This window comes from Roseateles amylovorans, assembly GCF_025398155.2.
GTDB classification, from domain to species: domain Bacteria; phylum Pseudomonadota; class Gammaproteobacteria; order Burkholderiales; family Burkholderiaceae_C; genus Roseateles; species Roseateles amylovorans.
Genome location: NZ_CP104562.2, coordinates 4,736,550 through 4,761,220 on the forward strand (window position 1 = coordinate 4,736,550; position 24,671 = coordinate 4,761,220).

Consider the following 24,671-nt stretch of genomic DNA (forward strand, 5'->3'; position numbering starts at 1 on the left):
TTGATCGAATGAAGTTGTTGCTCGATTTCCTCCCGCTGCTGTTGTTCTTCGTGACCTTCAAGTATGCGGATGGCCGGCAGGACTGGGCGGCGGCCTTCGCCACCGACCACCTGGGTTTCCTGGTGTCCGGCGGCAAGGTCGACGCCGAGGTCGCGCCGGTGTTACTGGCCACCTTGGTGGTCATGGTGGCCACCGTCGCGCAGGTCGTGTTCCTGAAGGCGACCCGGCGCAAGGTCGACCTGATGTTGTGGATCAGCCTGGCGCTGGTGACCGTGATGGGCAGTGCCACCATCTATTTCCACAGCGAGACCTTCATCAAGTGGAAGCCGACGATGTTGTACTGGGCGTTTGCGATCGTCTTCCTGGTCAGCCGCCTGGCCCTGGGCCGGGACCTGCTGCGCAAGATGCTCGGCGGTGAGCTGCAACTGCCGGATGCGATCTGGGCGCGGCTGAACTGGGCCTGGGTGAGCTTCTTCACCGCCCTGGGCTTTGCCAATATTTACGTCGCTTACCACTTCACCACCGAGGCCTGGGCCAACTTCAAAGTCTTCGGCGTGACCGGTTTGATCGTGTTGTTCGTGCTCGCGCAGGGGCTCTACATGGCCCGTCATCTGCCCGAAACCGCCGAGCCCGCCGACGGCGCCGCCGGCCCCGAAAAACATCAGCCATGACCACCGAATCCCCGACAAACCCCATGGCCACGCCCTCTGCGGAGATCGAGGCGCGCTTGCGCGCCGCGCTCGATCCGGTCGTTTCGCTGCATCTGCGCGACGACAGCGCCCACCACGCCGGTCATGCTGGCGCCCGCGAAGGGGGGCACTATTACCTCGAAATCGTCAGCTCGCGCTTTGCCGGTTTACCCAGGGTGGCGCGACATCGGCTCGTATATGATGCCCTCGCCGATCTGATGAAGAAGGGCATACACGCACTGGCCATCGATGCCCGCGCGCCCGACGAACAGCAGAAACAGGTCCAATAAGCAGCGCCGTCTACGGCGCTTTGTTTTGGAGCGCTTGACGCTCACCGGGAGCTCTGAAAGGCCCTTTATCCATGAAGAAGTTTGTGATTGCGGCCGCCGTGGCGGCCATCGGCGCCGTGTCCCTGCCGGCCCTGGCGCAGAACATCGCGACCGTCAACGGCAAGGCCGTGCCCAAGGCCCGCGCTGACCTGCTGATCAGCCAGATCGCCAAGTCCGGCCAGCCGCGCAGCCCGGAGATGGAAACCAAGGTCAAGGACGAGGTGGTTCTGCGTGAGATCTTCATGCAGGAAGCCGAGAAGCGCGGCCTGGCCGCGACGCCGGACTACAAGGCTCAGCTGGAACTGGCCCGCCAGTCGCTGCTGATCCGCGAACTGTTCGCCGACTACGCCAAGAAGAACCCGGTCACCGAAGCCGAAGCCAAGGTCGAATACGACAAGTTCAAGGCCCAGGCCAGCGGCACCGAGTACCACGCCCGTCACATCCTGGTCGAGAAGGAAGACGACGCCAAGGCGCTGATCAAGCAGCTCAACGGCGGCGCCAAGTTCGAGGACGTGGCCAGCAAGAACTCCAAGGACACCGGTTCCGCCACCAACGGCGGCGACCTGGGCTGGTCCGCTCCGGACGCCTTCGTGCCCGAGTTCAGCCAGGCGATGTCCAAGCTCAAGGCCGGCGAAATGACCCAGCAACCGGTCAAGTCGCAGTTCGGTTATCACATCATCAAGCTGGAAGAGTCGCGTGAAGCGCAGTTCCCCGCCTTCGATGACGTGAAGGGCCAGATCATCCAGCGCATGGGCCAGCAAAAGGTCTCTGCGTTCCAGGAAGAACTGCGCAACAAGGCCAAGACCGACTACAAGTTCTCGGCCAACTGATCTCCCTGAACTGATCTCCCTGATCAGCTTCTCGACGCGCCGGGTTGCCGGCCGTCATACTCTCGGGCCCGCGTTGCTGATTCGTCAGCCGCGGGCCCTTGTCATTTCATTCGTCCAGCGCCGCACCTGGGGTGCTGCGCCGGATGACCCCGCCTTGCTCGCCCGCAGGCGGTGCTTGTCGCCCGCTCGCGCCGGTGGCGCGCACTGCCGCAGTACCTGCTCCCCATGACGGCCACCCGCATCGCCAAACGACTCCTCCCCTCGCCTGAGTCACTGTCCCAGACCCCCGGCCTGCGATGGCTTGGCGCCTATCTGAGGGAACGGCCCTGGCTCTGGGTCGCCCATCGGCGCCGGGTTGCCCTGGGGGCGGCGCTTGGCTTGGCGGTCGGGGTCATTCCGCTGCCCACCCAGATGCTGATGGCTGCCGTCGTGGCCATCGCCTGCCGCGCCAACGTGGCGGCCGCCATCGCCGCCACCTGGCTCACCAATCCGCTGACGCTGGTCCCGATCTGGGGGCTGGCCATCTTTCTGGGGCGGCAGGTGCTCGGCGTCCATGGGCCGATCTCGGCGCCCAGTGAATTGGCGCTCGACTGGGGTGAGCCCGGCAGTTGGTGGCCGGCGGTCAGCCAATGGCTGTCGCAGCTCGGCGCGCCGCTGCTGGTCGGGCTGCCTCTGGCGGGCGCGGTGCTCGGGACCGCGCTCTACATCGTGGTCTACCTCGGGTGGTGGGCCGTGATCCGGATGGAGCGCCGACGCAGGCTGCGGGAGCGGGAACTGCGGGTCTGAGCCCGCACGGGACCGAGGAAGGCTCGGCATCACGCCTCCCGGCCGTGATGCAACGCCTCCCTAGACTTCCATCAGCGTGATGTCTTGCAGGTGGCCCGCAGAGATCCTCAGCTGCCGTTCGCAGCGGGCGGCAATCGCCTGATCGTGGGTGACCATGATGAGGGTCGTGCCCAGTTCGCGATTGAGGTCGAACATGAGGTTCATGACCTGCTCGCCGGTGGCGAAGTCCAGGCTGCCCGTGGGCTCGTCCGCGAGCAACAAGTCCGGCTGCTGCACGAAGGCGCGCGCCAGGGCTACGCGTTGCTGCTCGCCGCCGGAGAGCACGCGCGGGTAATGGGACAGCCGCTGCCCCAGGCCCACCCGCTCGAGCATCTGCCGCGCCTGGGCGCGCGCATCTCGCTCGCCGCGCAGCTCCAGCGGCAGCATGACGTTTTCCAGCGCGGTCAGGTGCGCCAGCAACTGGAAGCTCTGGAAGACGAAGCCCAGGTGTGCGCCGCGCAACGCCGCGCGACCGTCCTCGTCCAGAGCGAACATGTCCTGGCCGCGCAGGCGAACGGTGCCGCTGGTGGGCGTGTCCAGGCCCGCCAGGATGGCCAGCAAGGTGCTCTTGCCTGAACCCGAGGCGCCCACGATGGCCACAGATTCCTTGGCCTGCAACTGGAAGGTGATGTCATGCAGAATGGTCAGTACGCCACTGGCGTCCTGCACCGATTTGCTGACGTGATCGACTTCGAGGATGTTCTGAACCATGAATCAACCGCAGATGCGCCGCCGTGAATGGATCCAGCACTGTAGCGCCTATGCCCTGGCCACAACCCTGGCAACGACATTGGCCGGACCTGCCGCCGCACAAGGCCAAACCGCAGCGCCGAAAACTGCCGCGCCCCGCCGCATCCTGGTGCTGGGCGACAGCCTCTCCGCCGAGTACGGCCTGGCCCGCGGCACCGGCTGGGTGGCCCTGCTGGACCAACGTCTGCAAGCCCAGAAGCTGCCGGCCGAGGTGATCAACGCCAGCATCAGCGGCGACACCACCTCCGGCGGCCGCTCCCGCCTGCCCCAGTTGCTGACCCAGCATCAACCTACGCACCTGGTCATCGAGCTCGGCGGCAACGACGCCTTGCGCGGCCTGCCTCTCAACATGACCCGCGACAACCTGCGCGCCATGGTCCAGGCCGGCAAGCAGGCCGGTGCCAAGGTGCTGCTGGTCGGCATGCAGATCCCGCCCAACATGGGTGCCAGCTACGCCCGCGATTTCGAGAATGGCTTTCGTGTGGTCGCCGACGAGCAGAAGATCCCCCTCGCCCCCTTCCTCCTCGCCGGCGTGGCTGACCGCAAGGACGCCGCCGACTGGTTCCAGGGCGACCGCATCCATCCGCTGGCCAAGGCGCATCCGGTGATGCTGGACAACGTCTGGAAATCGCTGCGGCCGTTGCTTTGAACGGTGCTGATGGTCGCTGACCGTTCACGGGCGGGCCCATGACCGCACTGGTGCTGCTGCCCGGTCTGGACGGCACGGGGGACCTCTTCTCTCCGCTGCTGGAGGCGCTGCGGGACACGGTGGACACCCGGCTGATTCGGTATCCGACCCACGGCCCCATGGACTACGCCGGCCACCTGGCTTTCGCCCGCGCACGCCTTCCCACCGATGAGCCGTTCGTGCTGCTGGGTGAATCCTTCGCCGGTCCGGTGGCGCTCACACTGGCTGCCGAAGCGCCGGAAGGCCTGCGGGGACTGGCGCTGTGCTGCACCTTCGCCCGCAATCCCAGACCATGGCTGGCAGGGCTCCGCGCGTTCACACGCATTGCGCCCGTCCATCATCTGCCCGCGTCGTTGCGCGACGCGATGTTGTTGGGGCGGTTCGGTACACCCGGCCTGAGCCGCGCCATGACCGCCGCATTGAACCGGGTTGATGCGAACGTCCTCCAGTCGCGGCTTCGGGCCGTCACCCAAGTGGACGTGACGGTCGCACTGTCGCGCATCTCCGTGCCGACTTTGGACCTGCGCGCTACCGAAGATCGATTGGTGCCGTCGTCGGCCGCCCACCTGATACGCCGGGCGCTGCCCTCCGCGATCCACGCGGACATCGAGGGGCCACACGCGTTGCTTCAGGCCTGTCCCGACGGAGCGGCGACCCTGCTGTTGTCGTTTCTTCAGCGCATGGCGTCACCGATCTTGACGCCGCGTTTGCCTGATCCTGCTGATGCGTCGCCGACCTGACGCGGCTCAGCTTCCCCATTCGTCCTGCAGAAGCGGAGTTTCCCTGGGCACGACCCTTGCCGCCTCCCCGTGATCAACAGGAGCTGATCATGGAACGATTCAAGGACAAGACGGTGATCGTCACCGGCGCGGCATCGGGCATTGGCCGCGGGGTGGCCGAGCGCTTCTCGCAGGAAGGCGCCAATGTGGTGCTGTGCGACCGCAAGGCGGACGACCTCGACAAGGTCGCCAAGGAACTGCCCAAGGAACGCACCCTCACCCAGATCTGCGATGTGGCCGATTTCACTCAGGTGCAAGCGCTGGTGAAGGCCGCAGTCGACCGCTTTGGCGGGCTGGACGTGATGGTCAACAACGCCGGCATCGGCGCCGACGGCAACGCCCTCGACGTCTCGATGGACGACTGGCAGCAGACCCTGGCCGTCGACCTCAGCGGCGTGTTCCACGGCTGTCGCGCCGCCTTGCCCGAACTGCTCAAGCGCGAGGGCTGCATCGTGAACACGGCGTCGGTCTCCGGACTTGGCGCCGACTGGAACATGTGCGCGTACAACGCCGCCAAGGGCGGCGTGGTGAACCTGACCCGGTCGCTGGCGTTGGACTTCGGCAGCAAGGGCGTTCGCATCAACGCCGTCTGCCCCTCGCTCACCCGCACCGGCATGACCGAAGACATGCTCAAGGACAAGGATCTCGTGAACCGCTTCATGGAGCGACTGCCGCTGCACCGCGTCGCCGAGCCCGCGGACATCGCCGGCGTGGTGGCCTTCCTCGCCAGCGACGACGCCCGCTTCGTGAACGGCGTGAACCTGCCGGTGGACGGCGGCGTCACCGCCTCGAACGGCCAGCCGCCGATGTGAGGCCCGGTCTGCCGGAGGGGCGGCAATCCACGCATGCCACCCAGCAGGCCACGTCATGGCCGCACCCGCCCGCAATCGGGCGTGCCGGCGGGCGACGGCCGTCCCCCAACGCGCTGTGCGCATTTCGCGAACGACGCACTCGGTCGCCGCTGCGGATCCGGCAACGCACGCCATGATGCAATCCCTGCGTGCGCGCCGACGCACCGTCCCCAACCGGAGTTCTTGATGAGCGCTGCTTCGCCCGCCCAGCCCGCCCCGTCCACCTTGTCCACAGTGACCTCGCTGGTCGCCACCGCAGTGCTGCTGTTGTCGGCCCACGGCGCTTCAGCGCAGACGCCACCCCTCAAGCCATCGGGACCAGCCGCACCGGCCGCCGCCGCCTCATCCCCAGTGGTGACGCCCTACGGCGCGCAGCTTGAAGGCTTTGTCTACCCGCATCCGGTCCAGCGATTTCGCTTCACCTCGCAGCAGCAAGCGCTGGAGATGGCGTACATGGACATCGCCCCCACCGGCAAAGCCAATGGCCGCACCGCCGTCCTGCTGCACGGCAAGAACTTCTGCGGCGCCACCTGGGACGCCACCATCACCGCACTGAGCGCGGCGGGCTTTCGGGTCATCGCGCCGGATCAGATCGGCTTCTGCGCCTCGACCAAGCCGGCGAGCTACCAGTTCAGCTTCGCGCAATTGGCCGCCAACACCCAGGCGCTGCTGGCCTCCCTCCACATTCAGCAGGCCACGATGATCGGCCATTCCATGGGCGGCATGCTGGCCATGCGGTATGCGCTGCAGTATCCGCAAGCAGTCGAGCAACTGGTGGTCGTCAATCCGCTGGGATTGGAGGATTGGCAGGCCAAGGGCGTGCCCTATGCGTCGATCGACGACCTCTATCGCGGCGAACTGAAGACCAGCTACGACAGCATCAAGGCCTACCAGATGAAGTTCTACTTCAACGGCCACTGGAAGCCCCAGTACGACAAATGGGTGCTGATGCAGGCCGGGCTCTACAGTGGGCACGGCAAGGCGCTCGTCGCCTGGAACCAGGCCCAGACCTCCGACATGGTCTACAGCCAGCCGGTGGTGCATGAGCTCAGCCAGATCCGGGTGAAGACGCTGCTGATGATCGGCGGCAAGGACCGCACCGCACCCGGTGCCAACCGCGCCAGCCCGGCACTGCAGGCGCAATTGGGCCACTACGCAGCGTTGGGTCGCCTCGCGGCGAAGGCGATTCCGAACGCGACGCTGGTGGAGTTCCCGGACATGGGACACGGCCCGCAAGTCGAATCGCCGGCCGAGTTTCACGACGCGCTGCTGCGCGGCTTGAACGCGCACTGAGGCCCCGGCCGCGCGGGCGGCGTCTGCTCGGCCAAGCGTCGCCACTGGAGCAGTGGCGGACGGACCGCAATGGATGCCATCAATGCAACGGATGCAACGGATGCAATGGATGCAATGGATGCAATGAGCGAAATGCATGAAATGCAGGCCACTGGCCTCGCGGCCATCAGCTTCATTGCCCGTCTCCGTCGAATTGCATCAATCTTGACAAACACGCTTTACGGCCGAGTCAACACCCAGGCGGCGGGCTGCTGCATGATGCGGCTGTCATCGCCTCACACGATTCATGCCGACTTCCGATCGCGCGCCTCGTCGCCACCCCCTCCTCCTTCGCGTTCATGACCACGGCGGCGGCACCGCCCCACCGGTCGCCGGGGCCGCCGCCCCACGCCGCGCCACCGATCCACGCGCCATCGCCCGGCTGATCCTGCCGATCACACTATGTTTGGCGATGGCCGGCTGCGTGAACCTGGCCCCCGACTATGTGCGGCCCGACGCCGCCGTGCCGCATGCGGGCACCGCCGCCGCCAGCGACAGCGCGGCCCTCGCCTGGCGGTCGATGTTCACCGACAGCCGGGTGCGCGACACCGTCGCCCTGGCGCTCGCCAACAACCGCGACCTGCGGGTGGCCGCGCTGAATGTCGAACGTTCACGCGCCGCCTTCACCCAGACCGATGCCCAGCGCCTGCCCGCGGTCAATGCCGGCGCCAGCGCCAGCCGAAGCCGTGCGGGCCCATCCGTGTCGTTGCAGTTGGCGATGTCCAGCTTCGAGCTGGATGTCTTCAGCCGGGTGCGCAACCTGAGCGCTTCGGCCCAGGAAGCCCTTTGGGCCACCGACGAAACCCGACGCAGCGTGCAGATCAGCCTGGTGGCCGAAGTCACCAGCGCCTGGCTGACCTGGGCCGCTGACCTGCAACGTCAGGCCCTGGCCCAGCAGACGCTGGCCAGCCAAGAGCGCAGCCTCGCACTCACCGAGCGTCGCCACGCGGCGGGGGCCATCTCCGGCTTGGCGCTGGCACAGGCACAGACGGCGGTGGAATCCGCTCGAGCCGATGTCGCCACTTGGCCCGCCACCCTCGAGCAGGATCGGCACGCCTTGGAGCTGCTCACCGGTGCCGCCCTGCCCGCCGCGCTGGAACCTCGGGCGGAGGATGCGGAACGCGACCTCACCCTGCTGGTCGACCTGCCCAGCGGCGTGCCGTCCGCCGTGCTGCTGCGCCGGCCGGATGTGGTTGCCGCCGAGCATTCGCTGATCGCCAGCCATGCCGACATCGGCGCCGCGCGCGCCGCACGCTTTCCGACCATCAGCCTCACTGCCAGTGCCGGTCGCGGCAGCAGCGCCCTGTCCGATCTCTTCAAGAGCGGCAGCGGCAGCTGGAGCTACGGCCCGTCGATCTCGATGCCGGTGTTCGATGGCGGCGCCAGCCGCGCCGCGGTGCGACAGGCCGAGGTCAGCCGCGAGATCGCGCTGGCCACCTACGACAAGACGGTGCAGACCGCCTTCCGCGAAGTGGCGGATGCGCTGTCGGTCCGCGCCACGCTGGATGAACGCCTGGCCTCGCAGCGCAACCTGCTGGCCGCCACCGAGCGCCAGCTGCGGCTGGCCGAGGCGCAGTACCGCGCCGGCGGCAGCACCCAACTCGACGTCCTGGACGCGCAGCGCTCGCTCTACAGCGCGCAGCAATCGCTGATCACGCTGCGCCTGTCCGAACAGCTCAACCGCATCACCCTCTACAAGGTGATGGGCGGCGGCTGGAACGACGACAACAACACATCAAGCTGAGGATTTTCGGAATGAAGAACTGGTTGAAGCCGGGGCGGCTGGTGCTGCTCGCGGTGATCCTGGCGATCGTCGCGCTGATCGTGAAGTCGGTGTGGTTCAGCCCGCCGCCGCCGCCGCAGGTCACCACGGCGGCCGTGGAGCGTGGCGACATCGAGGAGTCGGTCCTGGCCACCGGCACCATCAATGCCTTCAAGCTGGTCAGCGTGGGCGCACGGGCCACCGGTGAAGTGAAGCGGCTGCATGTCGCGCTGGGCGAGAAGGTCAAGGAAGGCCAGTTGATCGCGGAGATCGATGCCCTCACCCAGCAGAACGCCCTGCGCGATGCGCAAGCCTCCCTGCGCAGCGCCGAAGCGCTGCTCGGCTCGCGCAAGGCCACCCTCGCGCAGGCCGAACTCGCGCTGAAGCGCCAGCGTGAACTGCGCGCGGCGGACGCCGGTGCACAAGCGGACCTGGAAACCGCCGAAGCCTCGCTGGGCACCGCGCGCGCGGAGGTCGACTCCCAGCAGGCGATGGTGGCGCAGGCCCGCATCAATGTGGACACCGCGCAGTTGAACCTCGGCTATGCCCGGGTGCTCGCGCCGATGGACGGCACGGTGGTGGCCATCGTCACCGAGCAGGGCCAGACGGTGAATGCCACCCAGTCGGCACCCACCATCATCAAGCTGGCGCGGCTCAGCACGATGACCATCAAGGCCAAGATCTCCGAAGCCGATGTGCCGCGCGTCAAACCCGGCATGCCGGTCTACTTCTCGCTGCTGGGCAATCCGGATCGCCGCATCCAGGCCTCGCTGCGGGCGATCGAACCGGGCGACACCACCTTGGCCGATGCCAGCAGCACGTCGACCACCAGCTCCAGCTCATCCAGCACCTCCACCAGCGCCATCTACTACAACGGCATCTTCGACGTGCCCAATGACGACGGCACCCTGCGCATCAACATGACGGCCCAGACCACCATCGTGCTGGCGCGAGCCAAGGGCGTGCTGACCGTGCCAGCGACGGCGCTGGGCAAGCGCGACGCGAAGACCGGTCAGTACACGGTGCGGGTACAGGGCGCGGAGGGGCGGATCGAAGAGCGCCAGGTGCGCATCGGCCTGAACAACCGGGTGCGGGCCGAGGTGCAGGACGGACTGCGTGACGGCGAACGGGTCGTCACCAGCGAAGCCATCGCCGGCGGGGCGGGCCAGGACAAGGGCGGCCGTCGCGGCCCGCCGCCGGTCTGACATGGCAGCGCTGCTTGAACTGCGCGGCCTGGTCCGCGAATTCCCGGCGGGCGACGGCGTGGTCGCCGTGCTGCGCGATGTCGACCTCACCATCGAGGCCGGCGAGATGGTCGCCATCATCGGTCCGTCGGGCTCCGGCAAGTCGACGCTGATGAACATCCTCGGCTGCCTGGATCGGCCCACCCGCGGCAGCTACCGGGTGGCCGGCCAGGAAACCGGCGCGATGACGCCCGATGAACTGGCACGGCTGCGTCGTGAGCACTTCGGCTTCATCTTCCAGCGCTACCAGTTGCTGGGCGACCTGACCGCGTTGGGCAATGTGGAGATTCCCGCCATCTACGCCGGCGTGCAGGGCGAGCATCGACATGAGCGATCCACGCAACTGCTGGCCCGACTCGGCCTGGCCGAACGGCTGACACATCGCCCCGGGCAACTGTCGGGCGGCCAGCAGCAGCGGGTCTCGATCGCGCGGGCGCTGATGAACGGCGGCGATGTGATCCTGGCCGACGAGCCCACCGGCGCACTGGACCAGGCCAGCGGCCGCGAGGTGATGAAGATCCTCGAGGAGCTGCATGCGGACGGGCACACCATCATCCTGGTGACCCACGACGCGCAGGTGGCCGCCCATGCCCAACGCGTGATCGAGATCAGCGATGGCTGCATCGTCGCCGACCGGCGCAAACCGGATGCGGCACCGCTGGCGGTGAAGCCGGCCGCGCCTGCAGCGCCCGGCGGCGCCGCCTGGCGCGCGGTACTGGGCCGCGTGGCCGAGGCTACCCGCATGGCGCTGCGCGCGATGACGGCGCACCGGCTGCGCACGCTGCTGACCATGCTGGGCATCATCATCGGCATCGCGTCGGTGGTGTCGGTGGTCGGGCTGGGCGAAGGCACGCGGCGCAAGGTGCTGGCCGACATCAGTTCCATGGGCACGAACACCATCGACGTCATGCCCGGCACCGGTTTCGGCGACCGCCGCGCCGGGGCGATCCGCACCCTGCGCGCGGGCGATGCAACGGCGCTGTCGCAGCTGGAATATGTCGACAGCGTCACGCCGTCGGTCGGCGTCAGTGCGGGGCTGCGCTACCGCAACATCGATGTCAGCGCGACCATCACCGGCGTGGGCGAGCAGTTCTTCCGGGTGCGCGGCTACGAGTTCGCTATCGGCCAGCCGTTCGATGCGGAGGCCGAGCGCCTGCAGGAGCAGGTGGCCGTCATCGACGACAACGCCCGCAAGACCTTGTTCCCCGACGGCGGCCAGCCGCTGGGCGAGGTGATCTTGCTGGGCGCCGTGCCGGTGCGGATCGTGGGCGTGACCGCCAAGAAGGCCAGTGCCTTCGGCAACGACGACGCGATCAACATCTGGCTGCCCTACACCACCGCGATGAGTCGCCTCACCGGCCAGGACTACCTGCGCGGCATCACGGTGCGGGTCAGCGATGCGGTGCCCAATGCGGCCGCCGAGCAAGGCATCAAGACGCTGCTGACCCAGCGCCACGGCACCACCGACTTCTTCCTGATGAACACCGACAGCATCCGCAAGACGGTGGAGCAGACCACGGCCACGATCACGGCGCTGATTTCGTCGATCGCGCTGATCTCGCTGCTGGTGGGCGGCATCGGGGTGATGAACATCATGCTGGTGTCCGTCACCGAGCGCACCGGCGAGATCGGCGTGCGCATGGCGGTGGGGGCGCGGCAAAGCGACATCCTGCGGCAGTTCCTGATCGAGGCGGTACTGGTCTGCCTGATCGGAGGCGGACTGGGCGTGGCGCTGGCGGTGGGCGGCAGCTTCCTGTTCGACCACTTCGCCGGGGCGGCGGGATTCAGCATGGTGATCTCCACCACGGCGATCCTGGGCGCGTTCGGCGTCTCCAGCCTGATCGGCGTCATCTTCGGCTTCCTGCCCGCGCGCAACGCCGCGCGATTGGATCCGGTGGAGGCGTTGGCACGGCCTTGAAGGGTGGAAGGGCTGGGGCCGGCCTGGCACCGGGATGGTGCAGCAAGCCGGCGCGCCCTGCGTGACTTCACATCCGCCTCACAGCGTTGGCGGACAGTCCTGCGGATGAGAACCTTCCAAACTGTAGGGCTGATCCTCGTCGCGCTCGCGTTCCTTCCGCTCTGGTGGATGCTCTCCGGCGTCGAACCTCACGCCCTGGAGGGCGCTCCCGGAGCGGGGATCTACTTCCTGTTTTTCTCGCTCCCGTTGCTAGGGTTGGCGGCGGTCATGTTGATCCCGTCCTCGCTGGTCCTGGTCTCCCGCCGATGCAGGAGCGTCTATGGCTACAGAGGCCCGTGGCTCTTGCTGTGGGCGATCAGCTCCCTATACAGCGGGCTCTTTATGGGCGTCATGGGCATGGTGCTTCTGGACCAGCTCCAGAGAACCCTGAACTGACGCGAATTCCCAGGGGGTGGTGCTCCGGCTCATCCGCGCCGGATGCATTTCACGCCACGGCGCTGTAGCTTCGTCGCCTCCCGCTGGAAGCTGGCCCACTCGATGACGACACTGCATTCACCGACAACGCCAACGCCTTCAGGAGCCCACCATGACCACCGCCCGCCAACTCGCTCTGCCCTCTGCCACCAGCATCACCGTCAAGGCGGTGATCTTCGGCGCACTGGCGTCGCTGGCGGTCGGATTCGGCATCGCCCACGCTCAAGGCCAGCGCGAACTGCGCGCCTCGATCGTCACGCTGGATCCGGTGGTCATCACCGTCAAGCGCGCTCAGCTGCCGACGGTCTACATCAGCGGCCGTCGGGATGCGTCGGCGGAAGATCGGCAAGTGGCTTCGGCTGACTGAGCGCCATCCCCTCGCGAACTGTCGATTCAGCCAGTCCAGACGCGAGCCCGGCTCGCCGCTCCCCAAACGCCTGACCTTCGTCAGGCGTTTTTTCATGGTCAGGCGATGAAGAATCGCGGCCCTGACGCTCAGCCGGGTCTGACTGCAAACCACCGGCGACGTTCGTCCAGGGCCTCCATCCGCTGAAAGCCGTTCGCCAGCAGCAGGGCTTTGACCGCTGATTCGTCGAGCGGTGTTGCCCAGAATGCGTGCGTCCAGGACTCGCTGTCCATCGTGTAACGAAGCACCATGTGGACACGGTCTTCACCGTCGACGGTGGTTCTGGACACCTCGGTCAACGCCAACTTCAGGCTGGCCGTCTGCCCGACCGTGCCCACCTCTGCCGTCCGCAGCCAGGCCGCATCGTGGCAATTCACGATGAGGTGGCCGTCGGGGGCCACATGGCGTCTGGCGGCTGCCAGGAAAGCGCCTCGAACGGTGGGATCGGCGTGATTGATCAACCCGCTGGGCAGAAGCACCACATCGAAGCGCTCTGGCAGCGTGAGCCCTTCGATGTCCGCATGAATGCGCCGGACCCGATCCGACACATGCGCCAGCATCTCGGCGGAGTTGTCCACGCCGGTGACCTGACAGCCAAACTCGAGCAGCCGGTGCGTGAGCAGTCCCGTGCCGCAGCCGAGCTCCAGCACGGCGGCACCTGACGGCAGATGCGGCCGGATCTCCTCGAGCTCGCCGGCATACCGCGACCGGCGGTAGACCTCGACAGAGCATCCATCTTTGGTTTGCGCGCCTGGACCGGATCCTTCGAACACCCACGCCGCCACGGGCGTCTCCTGCCTGCTCTGCATCGCTCCTCCCCCGTCATGTCCAGGCCAAGCGTAGCAGCGGCATGGGTCGCGCCGTCGCCTGACGCGTGGGGAAACGTCAGGTCGGTCGCATCCGTCTGTCCGCCGCCATGGCATTCCACGCCACCGCGCTGCAGCTTCATCGCCTTCCCCTGGAGACCCGGCCACTCGATGACGACACTGCATTCATCGACAACGCCAACGCCTTCAGGAGCCCACCATGACCACCGCCCGCCACCTCGCACTGCCCTCTGCCACCAGCATCACCGTCAAGGCGGTGATCTTCGGCGCACTGGCGTCGCTGGCGGTCGGATTCGGCATCGCCCACGCTCAAGGCCAGCGCGAACTGCGCGCCTCGATCGTCACGCTGGATCCGGTGGTCATCACCGTCAAGCGCGCTCAGTTGCCGACGGTCTACATCACCGGCCGTCGCGATGCGTCGGCGGAAGATCGGCAAGTGGCTTCGGCTGACTGAGCATCGACCTCGACCACGCGCCACGAGACTGCCTGCGCCGCACGCGGCAGATCGCCTCAGAAGCGAAGGTCAGCCGCCACGGCGCGCAGCGTCGCCGGCGCCACGCCGCCTGATCACAGCGCTTAAGCCGCAGACGACGGCTTCTCGGCGGGCAACTTGTCATCGCCCCCCTCGTCCGGATTGACCATAGGCCCGGCCGCCACACCGCCGACAGCGCCCGCCACGCCGCCTACCGTGCCGCCAACGACCACGCCCACCGGCCCGGCGATGGCACCGCCCAGGGCAGCGCCTGCTGCGACACCCACGATCACCCCGCCACCGGCCAGCACCGAGTTGCGTTCGCGCTCGGCCTCTTCGGGTTTCAGGGGATATTGCGCCCCTGGCGAGGGATCCTGTGAGGGCACCCCGTGACCGGGGCGGGCCTGTTCGGCCAGGTCTTTGTCGGTGGGCGCGGATGGCGTGGAGGCATTCATGGGAACTCCTGAGAGATCGACGGCGCCATCGCCCTTGCTCAGGCCTGGCGGCATCGCCTCCAGGTGGGGGCAATCCCGGATCCCGCCATCAGTTGGCATCCCATGATGGACGCAATCGGACGCCGCTTCCGCTCAGTGCACGCCCTCCGATGCCGGGCATCGGATCCGCCGAGGCCTGCCCAGCCCGCCATCACAGCCGCCCTGCACCAAGGTCTCCGGACGCAGCGGCCCCGACGGGGCCACCAGCGCGCGCCGGCCGCACCTTGGCGCGCAGCCAGATGAGCAGGTCGTCCACATAGGTGAACACCACCGGGACGACCAGCAGGCTGAGTGCCGTGGACGTGATCAGCCCCCCAATCACCACAATGGCCATCGGTTGCCGAAAACTGGGTTCGGCCCCCAGGCCGAGCGCATTGGGCATCATGCCGGCGCCCATGGCGATGGTGGTCATGACGATCGGCCGGGCGCGCTTGTGACAGGCGTCCACGATCGCGTCCAGGCGCGACAGGCCCTGCAAGCGACGAGCCACGATGGCGTACTCGACCAGCAGGATCGAATTCTTCGTCACGATGCCCATCAGCATCAGCACCCCGATCACCACCGGCATCGAGAACGACTGGCTGGTCATCCACAAGGCCATCAACGCGCCCCCCAGCGCCAGGGGCAGCGCACACAGAATGGTGGCGGGCTGCAGAAAGTCGTGGAACAGCAGGACCAGCACCGCATAGATGCAGAAGATGCCGATCGCCATCGCCAGGCCGAAGCTCTGGAACAGCTCGGCCATGCGCTGCAATTCACCCTGGTCGACAAAATGCACGCCCGCGGGCAGCGTGCGCAGCGCCGGCAGCGCGAGCGCCTCGCGCTGCACATCGCCGATGGCGCGGCCGTTGAGCTCCACCGTGAGCGTGACGTTGCGGGATCGATCGATCCGATCGATCTGCGACGGCCCGCTGCCCAGCGACAAGTCCGCCACCGACGACAGGCTCACCGTGCCGTGGGCGCCGGCCACACGAAGCTGGCCGACCGCATCCAGGTCACGCCGGACCTGCTCGTCCAGGCGAACCCGAACATTGATCTGCCGCTGCGGCAGGTTGAGCTTGGGCAATGCCTGCGAATAATCGCCATAGGTGGCCAGCCGCACGGCATCGGCCAGCGATTGCGTGGTCACGCCCAATGCCGCCGCACGCGCACTGTCCGGACGAATCTGGATCTCGGGACGTTGCAACGACGCGCTGGAAGTGACGTTGCCGATGCCCTGGAGGGTTCTCAGTTGCGCCTCCGCCTGCGTGGCGGCTCGCGTCAGGGCCTCGGGATCATCACTGGCCAGCGTCAGCTGCAGCGACTCCCCATTGCCGTTGCTGCCCACCGAGATGCGGGCCCCGGGGATCGACCGCAGCAACTGACGCATCTGGGCCTCGACTTCCGACTGCTTCATGTCGCGCTCGCTGCGCGGCACCAGGTCCACGGTGAGCGTGGCACTGGTGAGGTCGGCGAGTGTGGCGCCGCCCATGCCGCCACCGGTCGACGCCTCGCCCGCGGCGATGAAGACACTGCGCACCTCGGCCATGCCACTGAGCAATTCGGCGGCGCGACGGCTGGTCTCGGCGGTCATCTCCAGCGTGGTGCCCGGCGCCATCTTGAGGCTGACCGTGCTCTGTGCCTTGTCCTGCGCCGGCATGAAGGCCGTCGGGATGAAGGGAACCACCGCCAGCGACATCACCATGAACACCAGCACCCCAGCCACCGTCCGCTTGCGTGCCCGCAAACTGCTGCGGACCCAACCCAGGTAGCGGGTCATGAGTGGACCGTCCGCCGGGCCGGCGCCGTGACCTGCACGAGCGTCTGGACCCGCGCCTGAACCATCGCCAGTGCCCATCGGCACGCGCTTGGGTTTGAGCAGATAGGCGGCCATCATCGGCGTGAGCAGTCGCGCCACCAGCAGCGAGGCCAGCACCGCCACCGACGCGGTGATGCCGAACTGTCGGAAGAACTTGCCCGGAATCCCACCCATGAAGGCCGTGGGCAGAAACACCGCCACCAGCGTGAACGTGGTGGCGATCACGGCCAGGCCGATCTCATCGGCCGCTTCCATCGCCGCTTCATACGGCCGCTTGCCCATCAGCAAGTGTCGCTCGATGTTCTCGATCTCCACGATGGCATCGTCCACCAGCACGCCGACCACCAGGGAGAGCGACAGCAGCGTCACCGTGTTGAGCGAATAGCCCAGCAGCCACATCGCCAGGAACGCCGGCACGATGGACAGCGGCAGCGCAGCGGCCGAGACCAACGTGGCACGCCAGTCGCGCAGGAACCACCACACCACCACCACCGCCAGCAGCGCGCCCTCGATCAGCAGCTGCATCGAGCCGTGGTAGTTGTCCTCGATCGGGTCGACCGTGTTGAACGCTTCGTTGATGCGCACGTTCGGATGCGTCTGCGCGAAGGTGGCAACCGCCTGCCTCACGGCGCGCGCCACGCCCACGTCCGAGAAGCCGCGTGAGCGGGTGACCTGGAAACCGATCACCGGTCGCCCGTCCCGCAGCGCGAGGGTGGATCGCTCCGCATGGCTGTCGGTCACACGGGCGATCTGATCCAGTCGCACCCGACGCCCGTCCGCCAGCGGCAGCGACACCGCGCCCAGGTCCTGCGGCCGCTCCACCGTGGCGAGCGTGCGCACCGATTGGCGCTCTCCCCCCAGGTCGCCCTGCCCGCCCGAACTCTCCTTCTGCACCGCCTTCAATTGCGCCGACACATCGGAGGCCGTGACGCCCAGCCCGGCCATCAGCGCAGGTTGCAGGTCGATGTGGACCTCACGGTCCACGCCCCCCACCCGCGCCACCGAGCCCACGCCCTTGACGGCCAGCATCGCCTTGGCCACCTCGTTGTCGACCAGCCAGGACAGTGCCTGTTCATCCAGCCGGTCCGATTCGATGGTGAAGCTCAGCAACGCCGAGGACGCCGTGGTGAGCTTGGACACGGTGGGCGCCGCCATGCTGGCCGGCAGGTCCGCCTTCGCACCATCCACCGCATTGCGGACTTCGTTCAATGCCTCCTCGGCGTTCTTCTCGATGTCGAAGCTGACGCTGATCGAGACGGCGCCATCGGTGATGGTCGTGGTGATGTGGTCCAGCTGGGACAGGGATGCCAGCTTGTCCTCGATCTTTCGTGCGACCTCGGTTTCCAGCTGGGACGGCGCCGCGCCTTCGAGAGACGCCTGGATCTGGATCGTCGGCAGATCCATGTCGGGGAAATCCTGGACCTGCAGCTTGCCGAAGCCGATCAGACCGATCACCGTCAGCAGGACGAACAACAGGATGGCCGGCACCGGATTGCGGATCGACCAGGCAGAGAAATTCATGGCGAAGCTCCGTGCAAGGGGGCTGCGATCGATGCCGTCGGCCCCGTTGAGCCCGTTGATCCCGTCGATCCCGTCGATGCGGGTTGAGCCGCCACCACCGTCACGCGCGCCCCATCGGACAGGAATGCGGCGCCGCGTGCGACCACCTTCGCCCCCGCCGCCAGGCCGGACAGCACCTCCACCTGGCCTTGCTGGCGACGACCGGTCACCACGGCCACGCTCTGAACGACATTGCCCGACTGCCATTGATAGACATAGTCACGGCCATCGCGCGCCACCAGCGCGCTTTGCGGCAAGGTGAGCGCCGCCGTGGCCGGCAGCTCGATCACGCCGCTGGCAAACATGCCCACACGCACGGCGCGATCGTCCGGGAGGCTGACATAAACCAACGCCCGGCCCGTGTCGGTGCTGAGCACAGGGCCGACCAAACGCACCTCACCGTCCACCTGCTGCTGCGTCGGCAAGGTCACCCTCGCCCGCTGTCCCTCACGGAGGCTGGCGAGCTGTTGCGCATCCACCTCCGCGCGCCATTCGACCCGCCCCTGCCGCACCAAGCGGAACAGCTCCGAACCCGCGCTGACCACACTGCCCAGCACGCCGGGACGAGCCGACACCAGACCATCATCAGGCGCCAGGATGCGGGTCTGGCGCAACTTGAGCTGCGTCGCCGCCAGATCGGCCTGGACGGACGCGAGATTGGCCCGCGCCGTCGCCTCGCTGATGCGGTACTGCTCGATGCTCTGGGCGGACAGCCCCCCGCTGGACTCCACCTGCCGAGCGCGCTGTGCGTTCGAGATCGCCTGATCCAGCGACGCCTGGGCCTGAGCCACCAGCGCCTGCTGCTTGAGCCGCTCGTTGTTCAGGCTCTCGTCGGCCAGCCGGGCCAGCACTTGGCCGCGGAGCACCCGCGCGCCGACGTCGACGCTCAGTTCGGCCACGCGCAGACCGCCGGTCTCGGGGCTGACGATGATCTCCTGCCAGGCATTCAGACTGCCAGTCGCCTGTACCGTCCGCGGCCACTGCTGCAACGTGGGTACGACCAGCTCCACGGTCAGCACACTGGCGCCGGAGGCCTCGCTGGCGGCGCTGGCGGCACCGGTGGCCCCATCGGTCGCCTGCGGTGCCCGGCAGCCGCAGAGGGTCAGAAACAATGCGGTCACCGCCAAGGCGGCCCCGCGACGCATGGGCCGATTCAAGGCTGTGCTCCTGTGTGAATCTCGATGGGGCTCGACGTCCGCGATGCGGCGCCCACCCGCGTCGCCGCGGTGGGCGTCGGGGGCGCCGTCGATGGGGTGGGTGCGGGCTCGGACGAGCGGACCGATGTGGTCTCCGCCGGGGTCGCCGCATCGGGCGACCAGCCGCCGCCCAAGGCCTTGTAGAGCGCGATCCATTGGCTGACCCGGCTCTGCGCCAGGGTCAGCACCTCCATGTCGGCGCTCAGCGCCGCACGGCGCGCTTCCTCCAGCGACAACAAGCTGGTGGTGCCGGCGCGCCACGACATGTCCGCAGCACTCAGATAGCGTCGGTATTCCTCTGCGGCATGCAGGGCCTGCGTCGCGCGCTCACCGCTGCTGTGCAGATTGACCAGCGATTCCTCCACCTCCCTCACGGCGGCGCGAACCCCCAGCCGATAGGCGGCCAACGCGCTCGCATGACTGGCCGTGGCCGTGTCCACCGCCGCCCGACGTTTGCCGCCATCCAACAGCGGCAGCGACAACGACGGACCGAACGACCAGGCGCTGTAACCGCCCCCGCCCGACAGGCTGTTGCGGCTGATCGAACCGGTCAGCGAGAAGCTCGGATAAAGGTCCGCCTGCGCTGCGCCGATCTCGGAGCTGGTGGCCGCCAGTTCGCGTTCCAGCGAGACCACGTCGGGACGCTGACGCACCACGTCGGCGGGCAGGCGGTCCACACTCAACTCGGCAGGCTGGGGAATCACCGAGCTCCCGGCCAGTTGGTCTCGCAACGACGCTTCCTCCTGACCCGTCAGATAGACCAGCGCCTTGACCTGAATCGCGCAATCGGCCTGCTGGCGCAGCAGGGTGGATCGGCCGCTGGCCAAGTTCGCCCGGGCCAGTGCGCCGTCGGACGGGGCGGACAAGCCGGCCTGCACCATGGCCGCGGTGGCGCGCTCGGTGGCGGCCAGCGACTGCCATTCGCGCTCATACAACTGGGCCAGCAGCCCGCAGGCCCGGTATTGGACATAGGTGTCCGCCACCTCGGCGGCCAGCGAGATGCGCGCCTCGTGCCAGTCCGCCTGACGCGCCTCGACGCGCGCCGACGAGGCCTCGCTCATCCGGCGGATCCGACCCATGAGATCGATTTCCCAGCTCGCATCCAAACCGGCGCTGGCCATGCGGGTGATCGCGCTCTGGGTGCCGGTGAGCTGCTTGCTGCGACTCGCGTTGCCTGTGCCGGTCAGGGACGGCAGACCGCCGGCGCGGTCCTGGATCAGGGTGGCGCGGGCCTTCTGAATGCTGGCCCAGGCCTGGGTCAGTGTGGGACTGTCGGCCTCGGCCCAGGCGATGAGCTGGCTCAGCGCGGGATCGTGAAACTGCGACCACCAGTCGGTCAGCCCGCCGACCTGTCCACCATGCGGCAGCGGTGCCTGCCAGGACGATGCGGCGGCCTGCGGCGGCCCGGAATAGGTCGGGCCCACGGCACAGCCGGCCAGGGCCCAGAACAGGACGGTCGCAACGACGGCCCGCTCTGAAAGGATGAATGCTCGGATCATGGATTTACCTGCTCGCCGGATGCTAGTGAGCAGGTCCGTTAACCGGGCGCGCCCTGCGTTAAGCTGGGTAAATGCCTGCGGTGCCACGCCCATGCAGGCGTCGCCGAACGGGATACTTCCTTCCTTTTTTCACGGAACAAGGCCGATGAACAAGGTCCTGATCGTGGACGACGATGTCGACCTGACCGCGATGCTGTCGCAGTACCTCGTGCGAGAAGGCTTCGAGGTGGATGCGGTGCATGACGGCGAGGCCGGCGTCCTGGCGGCGACGAGCACCGCCTACAGCATCGTGATCCTGGACATCATGATGCCGCGGGTGTCGGGCATCGAGGCGCTGCGCCGCATCCGCAGCAGCAGCCTCGTGCCGGTGGTGATGCTCACCGCCCGCGGCGACAACATCGACCGCATCGTGGGCCTGGACATGGGCGCCGATGACTATGTGCCCAAGCCCTGCACCCCCGGCGAACTGGTGGCGCGCATCCGGGCCATCCTGCGGCGCACGGAGGCCCGTGCGGCCACGCTCTCGCCGCTGGGTCCGCCCGCCTCCAAAATGCTTCAGGCCGGCCCGTTGCAGCTGTGGCCGGGCAGCCGCAGGGCACTCTGGCAAGGCGAGCCGCTGGATCTGACCGGCACCGAGTTCACGCTCTTGGAGATCCTGATCCGGCATGCGGGCCAGCTGATCAGCAAGCAGGACATTTCGCAGCAGGCCTTCGGCCAGCCGCTGGCGCCGTTCGATCGACGCATCGACGTCCACATCAGCAGCATCCGGCAAAAGCTCGGCTTGCGCGCCGATGGGCAGTCCTGGATCCAGAGCGTGCGCGGGCGCGGCTACCAACTGCTGGAGGATTGATCATGGCGGGCACCCGGCGCACCGGACGCCTGTTCTGGAAGTTCTTCCTGTCGCAATGGGCCGGAATGACCTTGACCCTGGTCTGCGTGACCTTCTACTTTCACCTCACCGGCCGTCGTCCACCGCCCAACGATGCCGAGATGATGCTGCTCTTCGGCCTGGTACCGGTCGTGCCGCTGGGCTCGGTGCTGGTCACGATGCTGCTCACCAGCGCGGGGCTGGCATGGTATTTGTCACGTCCGATCCGCCATCTCAGTTGGGCCCTGCACCGGGTGGCCGAAGGCCATCTGGATACCCGGGTGCAGGACCGCATGGGGCGGCGCAATGATGAGATCGTCGACCTGGCCGGCGATTTCGACCGCATGGCGAGGCAGCTCCAACAGGTCACCGAATCCCGCAACCTGCTGCTGCACGACATCTCGCACGAGCTCAGATCGCCGCTGGCGCGACTGCAACTGGCCATCGGACTGCTGCGGCAATCCCCGGAGCAAACGGATGCCATGCTCGACCGCATCGAGCGGGAGAGCCAGCGCCTGGACGCCTTGATCGAGGAACTCCTGACCTGGCACCGCCTGGAAGCCGGCGCGGGCTTCACGCCCGCGAGCCGGATCGATGTGCTGGACCTGCTCCAGGCGATCGCCGAGGACGCTCAGTTCGAAGCCCAGGCCCAAGGCAAATCACTCCGGCTGGAAGCGCAGGGCCAGTTCGTGGCCGAAGTGCATGGCGAGCTGATCTACCGTGCCTTCGAGAACGTGATCCGCAATGCGATCAAGTTCACCTCGGCAGGCAGCGAGGTGCAGGTCAGGGTCGAGATCGATGCCGCCACCGACAGCCTGAACTGCTGGATCGAAGACCAGGGTCCAGGCGTGCCGCCGGACATGCTGGACAGGATCTTCGAGCCCTTTGCGCGAGTGGCCGGGTCGGAGAATGTGCAGGGCGTGGGCCTGGGCCTGGCCATCGCCCAGCGCGCCTTTGCCCTGCATGGGGGCGAGATCCGTGCACAAGCGCGGCCAGGGGGCGGATTGACGATGCGGATGGCACTGCCCAGGAGCCATATTTACCCAGCCTAACCTTGGCGAACGGCAGGCAACGGATGGCGTCCCTAGCATCGGCGCACCGTCAGACCGCCGAGCGCCAGCGCATGAGATCACCGTTTCGAACCTCGCTGCCCTTGTGGCGGGACTGGCTGATCGTCTCCCTTCATCTCTACGCAAGGATCCTGGTGCTGCTTGTCGCCACCTGGCCGCTGTGGTCCCCGTTCGCCCGGCCTCCCCTCATGCCGCTCGATTGCGAGTCCGGATGGCCGGACCCGCTGTTCGATGAGCCCGACGAGGGGGCCGTGGCGCTCCCGCCGCTGCGTTGTCTGCCGATGGCCCGACCGCGACGCGCGCCCGCCGGCTTGCCGGAGGTGGTTCATTGACGGCGGTCAGGGACGTCCCGCCTGCGCGGGCAGCGGCGTCGCCGCGGGGCCGACGCCTTGCGGCGGCTGCCGTCGTCGGTGCAGTGCATCTGGCGATGCTGATGACGCTGTGGCGCACGGCGCTCGTGGCCCCGCACGACGCGACGACACCGGTCGCCATCACATTGCGACTTCTGCCTCTTGCCACGGCCCCGGCACGCAGGGAAACGCCGGCGCCCTCCATGGCACCGCGGCTGCCGCCGCCCGCGACGTCGGCTCGTCTGATCCTTCAGCCGCTGCCGACGCTGCCGGTGCCCGTGCTGCCACCGCCTGCGCTGGCCGTGCCACCGGAGACCGCAGCGCCGATCCAGGCCCCGTCATCCCACGGTGCGGTTGGTCTGGATGGCGCGTCGGTCGCATCGCCTGGCGCGGCGGCCTCGGGAGTCGGGCGAAGCGGGCCGACCGGTTCGACGGGGCCGTCGGGGTCCACCGGATTGGCCCTGGCGCCTAGCCGCGAGGTGATGCGGGGCGCGTTGTCCAATCCGGCCGTGAACGACCCACGCGCCAACACGCCGAAACCCACCTTCGAAGAGAAGATCGCGATGGGCCTGGATCCCGGGCTTTGCCTGAAGACGGAGCGCCTGCCGGATGGAACCATCCGCCGCACGCTGTCGCGGTGGGTCGAGGCGCAATCGACGCTCTCGGCCACCTATGGCAGCAAGACGGCGCCGATCCGCGTGTGTCGGTGAGACCCTGCCGGCCATGATCGACCTCTCCAACCTCCCCGCCCTCGCCGACAGGCCCGGCATCAACCAGGCGCTCGCCCTCCGATGCGCTGCATCAGTTCCGCCGCCGCGCGGGAGAGCCGCTGCGCCACCTCGCCCTCCCATTCGGAATCAAAGGCGCCGGACGGTCCGATCGCGGTGAGCGCGATCGTCATCTGGCCGTCGCCGTCAAACACCGGCACTGCCAGCGCACTCACCCCTTCGACGATGCCCCCGACCGACCGGTGCATCCCGCGCTCGCGGATTTCCGCCAACTGCCGCGCAAACTCGGCCCAGCTCGGGACGGCGCGGCGGCGGTCATGGCGACCGACCCGCGCCAGGTCCATCGGGCCGCGCTGGCGGGCATCGGTCAGCAGCGTCTTGACCTCCGCCACCGGGCGATGCGCCGCGAACAGCGGGCCCGAGGCGGTATCGAACAGCGACACCACGGTGCCGTGGCGCATCGTCACATGCACCGCCGCCGGTGAATCGGCCGTGCGCACGATGGTCGCACCCTGCGAGCCCCAAACCGCGATCGCCACCGTATGGCCGATGTCCTGCGCCAGATCCTCCAGCATGGCCGTGGCTTCGCGGATCGGATCGATCTGCCGCAGGCCGATCAGCCCCATCTCCAGCGCCAGCGGGCCCAGCCGGTAATAGCCGGTCGCCGGATCCTGATTCATCAGCCCCAGCTTGCAGAAACTTACCAGGTACGGATGCGCCTTGGCCGGTGTCATGTCTGCAGCCTGAGACAGCGCCTTCAGCGGCATCGGCTGCCCGCGCGCCGCCGCGGCCTTCAGCAGGCGACCGCCCACCTCGATGCTCTGGATGCCGCGGCGGTCGTCGCCGGTGGGGTCGGAGGGGTCGTCGTGGCTCATGGATGGAAGAGAAAACCGGGCTTGCGAGTTCGTTATTGTTGAACAGGTTTCACGCCG

General features: G+C 67.7%; 26 protein-coding genes. 19 read left to right on the forward strand and 7 right to left on the reverse strand.

Features of this window, described 5'->3' with window-relative positions:
* The first annotated feature begins 8 nt into the window (after positions 1-8).
* The 4 genes from N4261_RS19635 (at position 9) to N4261_RS19650 (ending at position 2,634) form a co-directional block, all read left to right on the forward strand.
* Positions 9-671: a septation protein A gene (locus N4261_RS19635; RefSeq protein WP_261756952.1), complete on the forward strand. Its 663-nt coding sequence runs from the start codon at positions 9-11 to the stop codon at positions 669-671.
* Positions 668-979, forward strand: coding sequence for a BolA family protein (locus tag N4261_RS19640; RefSeq protein ID WP_261756953.1), 312 nt, complete (start codon positions 668-670; stop codon positions 977-979). Before N4261_RS19635 ends, N4261_RS19640 begins: the two co-directional genes overlap by 4 nt.
* 71 nt (positions 980-1,050) lie before the next feature.
* Entirely contained in the window at positions 1,051-1,848 is a 798-nt protein-coding gene (locus N4261_RS19645; protein ID WP_261756954.1) for a peptidylprolyl isomerase, read from the forward strand.
* Positions 1,849-2,073: 225 nt separating this feature from the next.
* Complete coding sequence (locus tag N4261_RS19650; protein WP_261756955.1) at positions 2,074-2,634, forward strand: DUF2062 domain-containing protein; 561 nt, start codon at positions 2,074-2,076, stop codon at positions 2,632-2,634.
* A gap of 60 nt (positions 2,635-2,694) precedes the next feature.
* Here N4261_RS19650 and N4261_RS19655 read toward each other — a convergent pair whose 3' ends face one another.
* A complete protein-coding gene (locus tag N4261_RS19655) occupies positions 2,695-3,384 on the reverse strand; it encodes an ABC transporter ATP-binding protein (protein WP_261756956.1) in 690 nt (229 codons plus the stop codon).
* Between N4261_RS19655 and N4261_RS19660 the strand changes: the two genes are divergently transcribed.
* The 10 genes from N4261_RS19660 to N4261_RS19705 all read left to right on the forward strand — a co-directional run bounded on the left by N4261_RS19660 (position 3,383) and on the right by N4261_RS19705 (position 12,838).
* Positions 3,383-4,072 (forward strand): arylesterase, encoded by a 690-nt coding sequence (locus tag N4261_RS19660; protein WP_261756957.1) that lies wholly within the window; start codon positions 3,383-3,385, stop codon positions 4,070-4,072. The genes N4261_RS19655 and N4261_RS19660 overlap by 2 nt on opposite strands.
* Before the next feature lie 38 nt (positions 4,073-4,110).
* Positions 4,111-4,851, forward strand: coding sequence for an alpha/beta fold hydrolase (locus N4261_RS19665; RefSeq protein ID WP_261756958.1), 741 nt, complete (start codon positions 4,111-4,113; stop codon positions 4,849-4,851).
* Positions 4,852-4,940: 89 nt separating this feature from the next.
* Entirely contained in the window at positions 4,941-5,702 is a 762-nt protein-coding gene (gene budC, locus N4261_RS19670) for a meso-2,3-butanediol dehydrogenase (RefSeq protein WP_261756959.1), read from the forward strand.
* A 225-nt stretch (positions 5,703-5,927) separates the two neighbouring features.
* Positions 5,928-7,034 carry an alpha/beta fold hydrolase gene (locus N4261_RS19675; RefSeq protein ID WP_261756960.1) on the forward strand — a complete coding sequence of 369 codons (1,107 nt, stop codon included), beginning with the start codon at positions 5,928-5,930 and terminating at the stop codon, positions 7,032-7,034.
* Between the two features lie 69 nt (positions 7,035-7,103).
* On the forward strand, positions 7,104-7,376 hold the full coding sequence (locus tag N4261_RS19680) for a hypothetical protein (RefSeq protein ID WP_261760873.1): 273 nt from the start codon (positions 7,104-7,106) through the stop codon (positions 7,374-7,376).
* 103 nt (positions 7,377-7,479) lie between these two features.
* On the forward strand, positions 7,480-8,817 hold the full coding sequence (locus N4261_RS19685; RefSeq protein ID WP_354005375.1) for an efflux transporter outer membrane subunit: 1,338 nt from the start codon (positions 7,480-7,482) through the stop codon (positions 8,815-8,817).
* Positions 8,818-8,828: 11 nt separating this feature from the next.
* Complete coding sequence (locus tag N4261_RS19690) at positions 8,829-10,040, forward strand: efflux RND transporter periplasmic adaptor subunit (RefSeq protein WP_261756961.1); 1,212 nt, start codon at positions 8,829-8,831, stop codon at positions 10,038-10,040.
* 1 nt (position 10,041) lies between these two features.
* The gene (locus N4261_RS19695; RefSeq protein WP_261756962.1) at positions 10,042-11,997 is read left to right on the forward strand and encodes a MacB family efflux pump subunit; all 1,956 of its coding nucleotides are present in this window, start codon (positions 10,042-10,044) and stop codon (positions 11,995-11,997) included.
* Positions 11,998-12,102: 105 nt separating this feature from the next.
* Positions 12,103-12,432, forward strand: coding sequence for a hypothetical protein (locus N4261_RS19700; RefSeq protein WP_261756963.1), 330 nt, complete (start codon positions 12,103-12,105; stop codon positions 12,430-12,432).
* Between the two features lie 151 nt (positions 12,433-12,583).
* Positions 12,584-12,838 carry a hypothetical protein gene (locus N4261_RS19705; protein WP_261756964.1) on the forward strand — a complete coding sequence of 85 codons (255 nt, stop codon included), beginning with the start codon at positions 12,584-12,586 and terminating at the stop codon, positions 12,836-12,838.
* Between the two features lie 128 nt (positions 12,839-12,966).
* Here the strand turns inward: N4261_RS19705 and N4261_RS19710 are convergent, their stop codons facing one another.
* On the reverse strand, positions 12,967-13,662 hold the full coding sequence (locus N4261_RS19710; RefSeq protein WP_261756965.1) for a class I SAM-dependent methyltransferase: 696 nt from the start codon (positions 13,660-13,662) through the stop codon (positions 12,967-12,969).
* 241 nt (positions 13,663-13,903) lie between these two features.
* Here N4261_RS19710 and N4261_RS19715 point away from each other — a divergent pair, with 241 nt between their 5' ends.
* Complete coding sequence (locus tag N4261_RS19715; protein ID WP_261756966.1) at positions 13,904-14,158, forward strand: hypothetical protein; 255 nt, start codon at positions 13,904-13,906, stop codon at positions 14,156-14,158.
* A 122-nt stretch (positions 14,159-14,280) separates the two neighbouring features.
* Here N4261_RS19715 and N4261_RS19720 read toward each other — a convergent pair whose 3' ends face one another.
* The 4 genes from N4261_RS19720 to N4261_RS19735 all read right to left on the reverse strand — a co-directional run bounded on the left by N4261_RS19720 (position 14,281) and on the right by N4261_RS19735 (position 20,723).
* The gene (locus N4261_RS19720) at positions 14,281-14,631 is read right to left on the reverse strand and encodes a bacteriocin (protein ID WP_261756967.1); all 351 of its coding nucleotides are present in this window, start codon (positions 14,629-14,631) and stop codon (positions 14,281-14,283) included.
* A 190-nt stretch (positions 14,632-14,821) separates the two neighbouring features.
* The gene (locus tag N4261_RS19725) at positions 14,822-17,989 is read right to left on the reverse strand and encodes an efflux RND transporter permease subunit (RefSeq protein ID WP_261756968.1); all 3,168 of its coding nucleotides are present in this window, start codon (positions 17,987-17,989) and stop codon (positions 14,822-14,824) included.
* Positions 17,986-19,185: an efflux RND transporter periplasmic adaptor subunit gene (locus N4261_RS19730; protein ID WP_261756969.1), complete on the reverse strand. Its 1,200-nt coding sequence runs from the start codon at positions 19,183-19,185 to the stop codon at positions 17,986-17,988. Before N4261_RS19730 ends, N4261_RS19725 begins: the two co-directional genes overlap by 4 nt.
* A complete protein-coding gene (locus N4261_RS19735; protein WP_261756970.1) occupies positions 19,182-20,723 on the reverse strand; it encodes an efflux transporter outer membrane subunit in 1,542 nt (513 codons plus the stop codon). Before N4261_RS19735 ends, N4261_RS19730 begins: the two co-directional genes overlap by 4 nt.
* A gap of 145 nt (positions 20,724-20,868) precedes the next feature.
* Between N4261_RS19735 and N4261_RS19740 the strand changes: the two genes are divergently transcribed.
* The 4 genes from N4261_RS19740 to N4261_RS19755 all read left to right on the forward strand — a co-directional run bounded on the left by N4261_RS19740 (position 20,869) and on the right by N4261_RS19755 (position 23,721).
* A complete protein-coding gene (locus tag N4261_RS19740) occupies positions 20,869-21,573 on the forward strand; it encodes a response regulator transcription factor (protein ID WP_261756971.1) in 705 nt (234 codons plus the stop codon).
* 2 nt (positions 21,574-21,575) lie between these two features.
* Positions 21,576-22,643 carry a HAMP domain-containing sensor histidine kinase gene (locus N4261_RS19745; protein WP_261756972.1) on the forward strand — a complete coding sequence of 356 codons (1,068 nt, stop codon included), beginning with the start codon at positions 21,576-21,578 and terminating at the stop codon, positions 22,641-22,643.
* A 71-nt stretch (positions 22,644-22,714) separates the two neighbouring features.
* Entirely contained in the window at positions 22,715-22,993 is a 279-nt protein-coding gene (locus N4261_RS19750) for a hypothetical protein (RefSeq protein WP_261756973.1), read from the forward strand.
* A gap of 95 nt (positions 22,994-23,088) precedes the next feature.
* Positions 23,089-23,721, forward strand: a complete 633-nt coding sequence (locus N4261_RS19755; RefSeq protein ID WP_261756974.1) for a hypothetical protein — start codon at positions 23,089-23,091, stop codon at positions 23,719-23,721.
* A 59-nt stretch (positions 23,722-23,780) separates the two neighbouring features.
* Here the strand turns inward: N4261_RS19755 and N4261_RS19760 are convergent, their stop codons facing one another.
* A complete protein-coding gene (locus tag N4261_RS19760; RefSeq protein WP_261756975.1) occupies positions 23,781-24,614 on the reverse strand; it encodes an IclR family transcriptional regulator in 834 nt (277 codons plus the stop codon).
* Positions 24,615-24,671 lie beyond the last annotated feature (57 nt).